The organism is Methylobacterium trifolii, assembly GCF_022179685.1.
In the GTDB taxonomy this organism is placed as follows: domain Bacteria; phylum Pseudomonadota; class Alphaproteobacteria; order Rhizobiales; family Beijerinckiaceae; genus Methylobacterium; species Methylobacterium trifolii.
This window is the reverse complement of the sequence record NZ_BPRB01000314.1, coordinates 1-8273: the sequence shown is the minus strand read 5'-3', so window position 1 is coordinate 8273 and position 8273 is coordinate 1. Positions and strand designations below refer to the sequence as shown.

Annotated in this window: 10 protein-coding genes; 7 read left to right on the top strand and 3 right to left on the bottom strand. The window is 70.7% G+C overall.

Annotated features, from left to right (window positions below; all coding sequences use genetic code 11):
• Positions 1-584 precede the first annotated feature (584 nt).
• From COGEMETH_RS23050 to COGEMETH_RS23035, 4 genes are all read left to right on the top strand, one after another.
• Positions 585-2117 (top strand): chromosome partitioning protein ParA, encoded by a 1533-nt coding sequence (locus tag COGEMETH_RS23050; protein ID WP_238185016.1) that lies wholly within the window; start codon positions 585-587, stop codon positions 2115-2117.
• A gap of 39 nt (positions 2118-2156) precedes the next feature.
• Positions 2157-2651, top strand: coding sequence for a hypothetical protein (locus COGEMETH_RS23045; protein WP_238185015.1), 495 nt, complete (start codon positions 2157-2159; stop codon positions 2649-2651).
• A gap of 41 nt (positions 2652-2692) precedes the next feature.
• Positions 2693-3166, top strand: a complete 474-nt coding sequence (locus tag COGEMETH_RS23040) for a hypothetical protein (RefSeq protein WP_238185014.1) — start codon at positions 2693-2695, stop codon at positions 3164-3166.
• A 210-nt stretch (positions 3167-3376) separates the two neighbouring features.
• Positions 3377-3808 (top strand): CBS domain-containing protein, encoded by a 432-nt coding sequence (locus COGEMETH_RS23035; RefSeq protein WP_238185013.1) that lies wholly within the window; start codon positions 3377-3379, stop codon positions 3806-3808.
• A gap of 1 nt (position 3809) precedes the next feature.
• On the opposite strand, the gene COGEMETH_RS23030 is transcribed toward COGEMETH_RS23035, so the two are convergent.
• From COGEMETH_RS23030 to folE, 3 genes are read right to left on the bottom strand one after another with little or no spacing between them, the layout of a single operon-like run.
• Positions 3810-4826: a patatin-like phospholipase family protein gene (locus tag COGEMETH_RS23030; protein ID WP_238185012.1), complete on the bottom strand. Its 1017-nt coding sequence runs from the start codon at positions 4824-4826 to the stop codon at positions 3810-3812.
• Positions 4823-5236, bottom strand: a complete 414-nt coding sequence (gene hisI / locus COGEMETH_RS23025) for a phosphoribosyl-AMP cyclohydrolase (protein ID WP_238185011.1) — start codon at positions 5234-5236, stop codon at positions 4823-4825. The genes COGEMETH_RS23030 and hisI overlap by 4 nt, the downstream gene beginning before the upstream one ends.
• Before the next feature lie 18 nt (positions 5237-5254).
• Positions 5255-6001, bottom strand: a complete 747-nt coding sequence (gene folE / locus COGEMETH_RS23020; RefSeq protein ID WP_507763003.1) for a GTP cyclohydrolase I FolE — start codon at positions 5999-6001, stop codon at positions 5255-5257.
• Positions 6002-6280: 279 nt separating this feature from the next.
• Here folE and COGEMETH_RS23015 point away from each other — a divergent pair, with 279 nt between their 5' ends.
• The 3 genes from COGEMETH_RS23015 to COGEMETH_RS23005 all read left to right on the top strand — a co-directional run bounded on the left by COGEMETH_RS23015 (position 6281) and on the right by COGEMETH_RS23005 (position 8228).
• Positions 6281-6727, top strand: coding sequence for an iron-sulfur cluster assembly scaffold protein (locus COGEMETH_RS23015; protein WP_238185009.1), 447 nt, complete (start codon positions 6281-6283; stop codon positions 6725-6727).
• A 3-nt stretch (positions 6728-6730) separates the two neighbouring features.
• Entirely contained in the window at positions 6731-7072 is a 342-nt protein-coding gene (gene yidD / locus COGEMETH_RS23010; RefSeq protein ID WP_238185008.1) for a membrane protein insertion efficiency factor YidD, read from the top strand.
• Between the two features lie 151 nt (positions 7073-7223).
• Positions 7224-8228 carry an AAA family ATPase gene (locus COGEMETH_RS23005; protein ID WP_238185007.1) on the top strand — a complete coding sequence of 335 codons (1005 nt, stop codon included), beginning with the start codon at positions 7224-7226 and terminating at the stop codon, positions 8226-8228.
• Positions 8229-8273: the final 45 nt, after the last annotated feature.

The window sequence follows — 8273 nt, the reverse complement described above, 5'->3', positions numbered from 1 at the left end:
ATCCGCAGGTTGCTCAGGATGGGCCCAGAACCGGGTCGGGGCACGGGGCATTTGCTCCCACGCGCCGGGCGATCCTGCCGCCCCTCTCACGCCACGGCCCGAGCCGATCCCGCATCGGACGCGCCGCCCGGGGCGATGGCCGCTGAAGCCACCGACGCGGGCACCGCCCCGCCGTCCGAACCCGCCCGGTCAGCCACCGGACGGGCCCCTGGGGCAGGACCGGACACGTCCGGCCCTGCCGGGCGGCAGGTGTCGGATCAAAAGCACAAAACAAGAACATTGTCAATGGGAAACGGCGCCCGGTGCCGGCTCGTCCCGGCACGTCGGCATTCGTAGCGGGATCGGTTCGCGCCTTCGTCCGCCCCGGCGCCGCGTCGGGCGGTCCGCGATCCAAAGGCGCGCTTCGCCCGGCGATCGGCGAGGCGGACATCGTGGCCCGGCCGGCTCCGCACGGACGCGACGTCTCGAATCGGTCACGCATTAAAAATTTATTAAATCCGCCCCCATGACCATGTTGACGAGACATTTCAGCTGAGCCTACCTACATATTTAGAGCATATTATTGGAACGGCGATGGATTTACGATGACCTGGATGCCGTTCAGAAAAACTAGATTTAAACAGTCTGACAGCAAGCAGTCGTCTGCCATCGCTAAAGATACGGGTATGAAATTTCCCAACAGCACGCCTCCGATCCAAATCGACATGCGTCCCAACGACTCGTCCGACGCCAATCCGGGCGTTGATAGACTGTCTTTGGATTCGATCGGCCAGCAGAACGAGACTGTCCGATTCCGCATTTCGGAAATGTCGGACCGGCTGGAGGAGTTGAAATCGCTTCAATCCGATTTTTCCGCCATTCTCGAACCGATCATCGCCATCACGGACGAGTTGCCTCGCGCCAGGGTGCGGATTTCCGAGGTCGAGACGCTTCTGGCCCTCGAGCAGACCGGCGCGATGAGCGTGCGGCGTGAGCTCGCCGACATGTCGAAGCGCCTCGCGGAGGTGACGAACGATTACTCGGCGACCACCATCCAGCTTCATCATCTCGAAACCAGCCTTCAGGACCGGGACGCGACGAACGAGGAGCTGCGCGTCACCCTGCGCGACAAGAGCCTCATGGCCGAGAACCTCGAGCGGCAGCTTTTTGCCGAGACGGAGCAGACCCGTGCTCTCCTCGGGGAAAGCAAGGCCCTTCGGATCGAGGCCAAATCCCTGGATCAGGCTCTGGCCCGGTCCGAGAGCGAGCTGCAGGACGTCCGCGAGGCCCGCAGCCTCCTGGAACAGGACAATCAGCGTCTCCAGGTCTTGAGCGAGGAACAGGCGGTCAAGCTCGCGGAGTTGACGGCGCGTTCTCAGGACTACGACGCCCAGGCGGAGGCGGCCCGCGGCCTGGCGCGGAGCCTCGAACAGCAATTGGCGACCGCCGTCTCGGCCGGCCAGAAGGCCGAGACCCAGTACGAGCTGGAGATCACGACCCACCGGACCGAACGGGCGAGCCTCGCCATGCGGCTCGAGGCGGCCACGGGACGGCTCGCCACCACGGACCAGATGCTCCAGCAGCTGCGCAACCAGTTGCGGGAGCGCGACGAGGTCGGGCGGGCCGCCGAACGGGGCCTCAAGGAAGCCTCCATCGAGCGCGTGACCTTCGAGCGTCGCCTGGAGAGCGTCCAAGCCGACCTTGCCCGCCAGACCGAGCGCTTCCTCGAGATGCAGCGCCTGCGCTCCGAGCTCGATCACCGCTGCGAGATGTTCTCCAAGGCCATTGCCGCCAAGGACGCGGCCCTCGAACAGGCGACCGGCCGAGCCGCGAGCCTGTCGGACCGGATCGAGCAGCTCGTCCATCGCCATGAAGTCGAGCGCGTGGATTTCGAGGCGGTCAACCATCGTCTCGTCGAGGAGCTTCAGCACGAGCGGTCCGAGCGCAAGATGGCCCAGGGCGCCCTCGACATCGCCCGCGAGAGCCGTGTCTCGCTCCAGAAGCAGCACGACGCCTTGAAGCGCGCGGGACGTTCGTTCGCGAGCGAGGACTCCGCTCCGCGGCCCGAAGCCCCGACCGCTCCGCCCCCCGACCAGAGCAACGTCCGGCCCTTCCTGCCGGCCGAGAAGACACCTTGAGCCTCACGCCGGGCTGAACGAGCCCGACCATCCCACGGGATGGACAAGAAACCGGAATTTTGGGGAACGCGGGCTATGACCGAAACGGCTTTACGCGACCGGGAGAACGCCTCGGCGACGGCTTGGCTCATGCGAGGACGGTCGGACACCGTGTTGCTGCCGGTCGCGACCTCGGAGCCGCCGACGCAGGTTCACGAGGCTCCTTTGGTCGACGCGTTGCCCATGACGGGACGGCGCGACTGGTCCTCGACCCTCGATCTCATCCGTGAGGCCACGGCCGCGATCCGCATCAGCGAGGAGCGGTCGAGCGAACTGGAACAGGAGCTGAAGCGCACGGTGGCTCAAGCCATCGAGCGGGAACAGGCCCTCGAAGCGAAGTTCGCCAAATCCGAGGTCCGCGCGGAGCTGGCGGAGAAGCGGGCGAGCGAAGCCGAAGAATGGCTGGCGCGTCTGCACGAGGCCGTGGTGGCCGGCTTCACGCGGACGGCGCCGGAGCCGTCGCAGCCCGACCTGGCGCGGCCGTCCGTCGCGTAGCACGTGCCATGGCCTCGCGCGTTCTGCCGACCGAACCCGACATGGGGACGCTGATCTGCCTTCCCAGCCTCAAGGAGCCGGGCACGTCGCAGGCGCTGGTTCCCTACGAGCCTGAGGACGCACAGGAATGCGATGGCGCGCGCACCCTGCGCCTCGTCGAACGCGCCGTGGACTCGATGCAGGCGCTTCGGGTCCATGCGGACCATATCTCGGCCCAGTCCCTCGACCTGATCCGGCTCACCCAGCGGGAGCGGTTCCGGATGCAGGCCGAGCTGAGGCGGGCGCGCGAGGCGGCGGTGAGCTTTCAGCAGCAGGCGCGGGATGCGCAGGGGGCGCTCGAAGAGGCGGTCCTGCGCATCCGCGAGGCGGATCTCGGTCGGCGCGAGGCCGAGCTGATGGCACATCAGGCCCGTGACCGGGCGGATGCCGCCGAGACACGGCTGCGAAGCCTGGAGTTCTACCTGAAGAAGATCAGCAATTTTCTACAGCTCCGACTGGTTTCGTCGGACCGGTAGATTCGGGCATCCACGGCGGCAGGCCTCCGTACGCGTGCCGGACTCCCGCCGGCGCGCCCCATGCCCGCAGCCCTGGACGGCCCCGGCGGAGCGCTTGCCAAGCCGGTCCATCCGCCACACACTCAGCCCCACATCAAAAAGCCGGGAGCAACCCGGCCCAAACGTCACGCGTCGCGGGCTGACGGCGCTCAGGTCCAGGGAGGGACGTCCATGACCGTCGCACGCATCCTCGTCGAGAAGGGCAGTTCCGTCGTCACGACGAGCCCGGAGCGGACCCTCGACGAGGCGATCCACCTGCTCGCCGAGAAGCGCATCGGCGCCGTCGTCGTCGCCCATCCGGACGGCTCGGTCGCCGGCATCCTCTCGGAGCGGGACATCATGCGGGCGCTGGCCGGCCTCGGCGGCGCGGCCTTCGACGCCCCCGTCTCCGCGCACATGACGGCCAAGGTCACGACCTGCGGGCGCACCACGACCATCGAGGACGTGATGCACATGATGACCGAGGGCCGCTTCCGCCACGTCCCCGTCTGCGAGGACGGGCGCCTGATCGGGCTGATCTCCATCGGCGACGTGGTCAAGCGCCGGATCGCCACCGTCGAGGCCGAGCACCAGGCGCTGCGGGACTACATCACCACGGCCTGATTCAGACCCGCGCGGCGGCGCCCTCCAGCATCGCGCGGATGCGGGGCAGGGCCGCGCGGGCCGCCTGCCGCCCGCGCTCGATCCCCTCGGCGGCCCGGTGGAACTCGAACTGGCCCATGTCGGCGAGATCCGGGCGGATGCCGACGTCGGGCGGGTCTCGCTCCAGGCGGGCGCGGGAAATCCGGTCCTGGGTGATGTTGAAGGCCTCGAACATCACGCGGGCGATGCCCGGCGCCTGGGCCTCGCCCGGCTCGGGCCGCCCCCGGCGCCAGCGGCCGCGGACCGCGTGCAGCAGCCCCCGGCGGCGGACCTCCACGGCGCCGGCCACCGCCCGGCCGACCGGGTCCGGGCCGTCCGGCTCGATCAGGCCGCCGCGCACGCGGGGATCGCAGTTGAGGTTGACGCAGATCACGAGGTCGGCCCCCAGCGCCCGGGCGAGGCTCACGGGGACGGGGTTGACCAGGGTGCCGTCCATCAGCAGGCGCCCGTCGAGGGAGACCGGCGGGAAGATGCCCGGCAGGGCGTAGGAGGCCCGCACGGTCTCGACCAGGGGGCCGCGGGTGAGCCAGACCTCGTGGCCGGTGCCGAGTTCGGTGGCGACGCACGCGAAGCCCACGGGCAGGTCCTCGGTCCGGCGCTCGCCGAGGTCGCGCAGCAGGCGCCGGCGCAGGCGCCCGCCGCCGATCAGGCCGGAGCCCGTCAGGCGCAGGTCGAGGAGGCCGACCACCCGGCGCCTGGTCAGCGACAGGGCGAAGTCGGCCAGCAGATCGAGCTTGCCGGCCGCGTAGCAGGCGCCGACCACCGCCCCGATGGAGCAGCCCGCCACCATCGCCGGGTGGATGCCGGCCTCCTCCAGCCCCTGGATCACGCCGATATGGGCCCAGCCCCGGGCCGAGCCGCCGCCGAGGGCCAGCCCGACCCGTGGGGCGGCGGGGACCGGCCGCACCGGCTCGACCGCGCCGGGCGGGAAGGCGGCCGCGTCCCCGTCCTCCCGCAGGGCCGCGCCGAGGCGGCTCATTCGGGGACGGGGCGCAGGGCGATCCGCCCGTTGGCCGCATCGGGCACGACGGCGCGGTAGAAGCAGGCGCGCCGGCCGGTGTGGCAGCAGCCCCCGTCGCCGCCGACAGCGACCGTGATCAGCAGGGCGTCCTGGTCGCAATCGGTGCGCATCTCCACGACGCGCTGGATCTGCCCGGAGGTCGCGCCCTTGTGCCAGAGTTCGCCGCGCGAGCGCGACCAGTACCAGGCCTCCCCCGTCTCCAGGGTGCGGGCCAGGGACGCGGCGTTCATGTGGGCGAGCATCAGAACCCGCCCGTCTTGGGCGTCCACCGCGATGCAGGCGATCAGCCCGGCGGCGTCGAAGCGGGGGGTGAAGGCGTCCCCCTCCTCGACCGCGGCCCGGCTGCCGGGCGCCTCGAACGCGCTCATGGCCGGGGCCTCAACGGATCAGGCCTTGCCGCCGCGCACCAGGGTGAGGAAGCGGACCTGCTCGGTCGCGTCGTCCTTGAACACGCCCCGGAACTGGCTGGTGATGGTGGAGACGCCGGCCTTCTGCACGCCGCGCATCGCCATGCAGAGGTGCTCGGCCTCGACCAGCACCGCGACGCCGCGGGGCTTGAGGATGCTCTCGATCACGTCGGCGATCTGGGCCGTCATGGTCTCCTGCGTCTGCAGGCGCCGGGCGAAGGTGTCGACCACGCGGGCGAGCTTCGAGAGGCCGACCACGCCCTTGGTCGGGTAGTAGGCGATGTGGGCGAGCCCCATGAACGGCACCATGTGGTGCTCGCAATGGGAGTAGAACGGGATGTCGCGCACCAGCACGATGTCGGAATAGCCCTCGACCTCCTCGAACACCCGCTCCAGCAGGGCGTCGGCGTCGGTCTCGTAGCCGCCGAAGAGCTGGCCGTAGGCCTTGGCCACGCGGGCGGGGGTATCGATCAGGCCCTCGCGGGTCGGGTCGTCGCCGGCCCAGCGCAGCAGCACCCGCACGGCGGCCTCGGCCTCCTCGCGGCTGGGGCGGGCCATCGCGATCCCCTCGGGGACGCGGGTGGCGGATTCGGGCTTGGCTGCGACCTCCACGGGCGCGGCCTCGTCGACGGTGCCGAAGGGGCGGTCGTTGTCGTTACGCATCCCGTTCAGGCCCCGCCGGTCGTCGTCCATGCGGTAGGACAGGGATTTGAGCGCGGCATCCATGGCATCTCCGGCCCGCGCCACACGGGTCTTCATCGTGGTGCTGTCGGGCTTGGCGTACATCGTCGAACCGTCTCGGGCCTGGACATCGTCAAGCCGGCGCGCCCCATGACGGATCGGCTATCCGTGGCCGTGGGCGCGACCCTGGGTCGACGGGCCGCCTCCTCGCGAAGCGGCACGATCGGGCCTATATCGTCGTTCTCGCGCCGACACGCAATGCGCCGGACGCGCGGCGATCCCGCGAAACCCGACCGGCGCCGGCGTGAGACCACCGAGGCATCCATGCTCGACGACATCTACAACCGGCGCATCCTGGAACTGGCCGCCGACATCCCGCGCCTGGGCCGCCTGGACCGGCCGGACGCCAGCGCCACCGCCCACTCGAAGCTCTGCGGCTCGACGGTGACGGTCGACCTCGCCCTCGACGCCGAGGACCTGGTCGCCGACTTCGCCCACGAGGTGCGGGCCTGCGCGCTCGGGCAGGCCTCCTCCTCGCTCATGGGCCGCCACGTGGTCGGCGCCTCGGCCTCGGAGCTGCGGGCCCTGCGCGAGACCATGCGCGCGATGCTGAAGGCAAACGGCCCGGCGCCCGAGGGCCGCTGGGCGGAGCTTTCCGTGCTGGAGCCGGTGCGCGACTTCAAGGCCCGCCACGCCTCGACGCTCCTGACCTTCGACGCGGTGGTGGACGCCCTCGACCGCATCGCGGCCAAGCGCCAGGCCGCCGCCTGAGCCATGCTGCGGCGGGCCGCCCACGTCGCGATCCGGGGCTACCAGCTCACCCTGTCGGGCCTCGTCGGCCGCCAGTGCCGGCACTGGCCGAGCTGCTCCGACTACACGGACGCGGCGATCACCCGGCACGGATTCTGGCCCGGCGCCTGGATGGGCTTCTCGCGGATCTGCCGCTGCGGCCCGTTCGGGACGCACGGGATCGACCTCGTGCCGGAGAGGGTCCCGGCGCGGGCGCGGTGGTTCCTGCCCTGGCGCTACGGCCGCTGGCGCGGCGTCGAGGCCCCGCCCAACCCGTTCTCCTGCGAGGCGGTGGAGCCCGAGGCCCAGCGGTGGCCGAAGCACTGAAGTCTCGGGCCTGCAGGGGCGCGAGGGGCAAAAACCCCGTGCGGCGATGGCGGCCTTGCCAGCCCGGTATCAACGGCTCCACACTCGCGGCACGAGACAACCCCTTGGTGCGGCCGGCGTCCGGCTCGCGAGAGACGGACATCCCCGCGGCATGATTCAGGGCTCATCTCCCGCCACCGCCCTCGACGACGGCATCGTCGCCACCGCCGAGGCCTGCCTGGCCTCCGTGGGACAGGCGCGCGAGGCGATCCACGGGGTGATCTTCGGACAGGAGCGGGTGGTCGACCTCGCCCTGGTCACGATCCTGGCCGGCGGCCACGGGCTGCTGGTCGGCCTGCCGGGCCTGGCCAAGACCAAGCTGGTGGAGACGCTGGGCACCGTGCTCGGCCTCGACGCCCGGCGGGTGCAGTTCACCCCCGACCTAATGCCGTCCGACATCCTCGGCACCGAGATCCTGGACGAGGATGCCGAGCGCCGCCGCTCCTTCCGCTTCGTCAAGGGCCCGGTCTTCACGCAGCTGCTGATGGCCGACGAGATCAACCGGGCGAGCCCGCGCACCCAGTCGGCCCTGCTCCAGGCGATGCAGGAGCACTTCGTCTCGGTCGCCGGCGAGCGCCACGACCTGCCGCGGCCCTTCCACGTGCTCGCGACCCAGAACCCGATCGAGCAGGAGGGCACCTACCCGCTCCCGGAGGCGCAGCTCGACCGCTTCCTGCTGGAGATCGACGTCGGCTACCCCGACCGCGCGGCCGAGCGCCGCATCCTGATCGAGACCACGGGCGTCGAGGAGCAGCGGGCGAAATCCGTGATGGCCACCGAGCAGCTGCTCACGGCCCAGCGCCTCGTGCGCCGCCTGCCGGTGGGCGAGGCCGTGGTCGACGCGATCCTCGACCTCGTGCGCGCCGCCCGGCCGGAGGGCGGCGACCCGCTGGTCAAGGGCAAGCTGATGTGGGGGCCGGGCCCCCGCGCCAGCCAGGCCCTGACGCTGGCCGCGCGTGCCCGCGCCCTGATCGAGGGCCGCGTCGCCCCCTCCATCGCCGACGTGAAGGCGCTCGCCGAACCCGTGCTGAAGCACCGCATGGCCCTGAGCTACAGTGCGCGCGCCGACGGCGAGACCATCGAGGGGCTGATCGGCAAGCTGGCGGAGAAGCTCTGAGCATGTTCCGCAAAAGTGCCCCGCGGTTTTGCGATCGGAACCTGC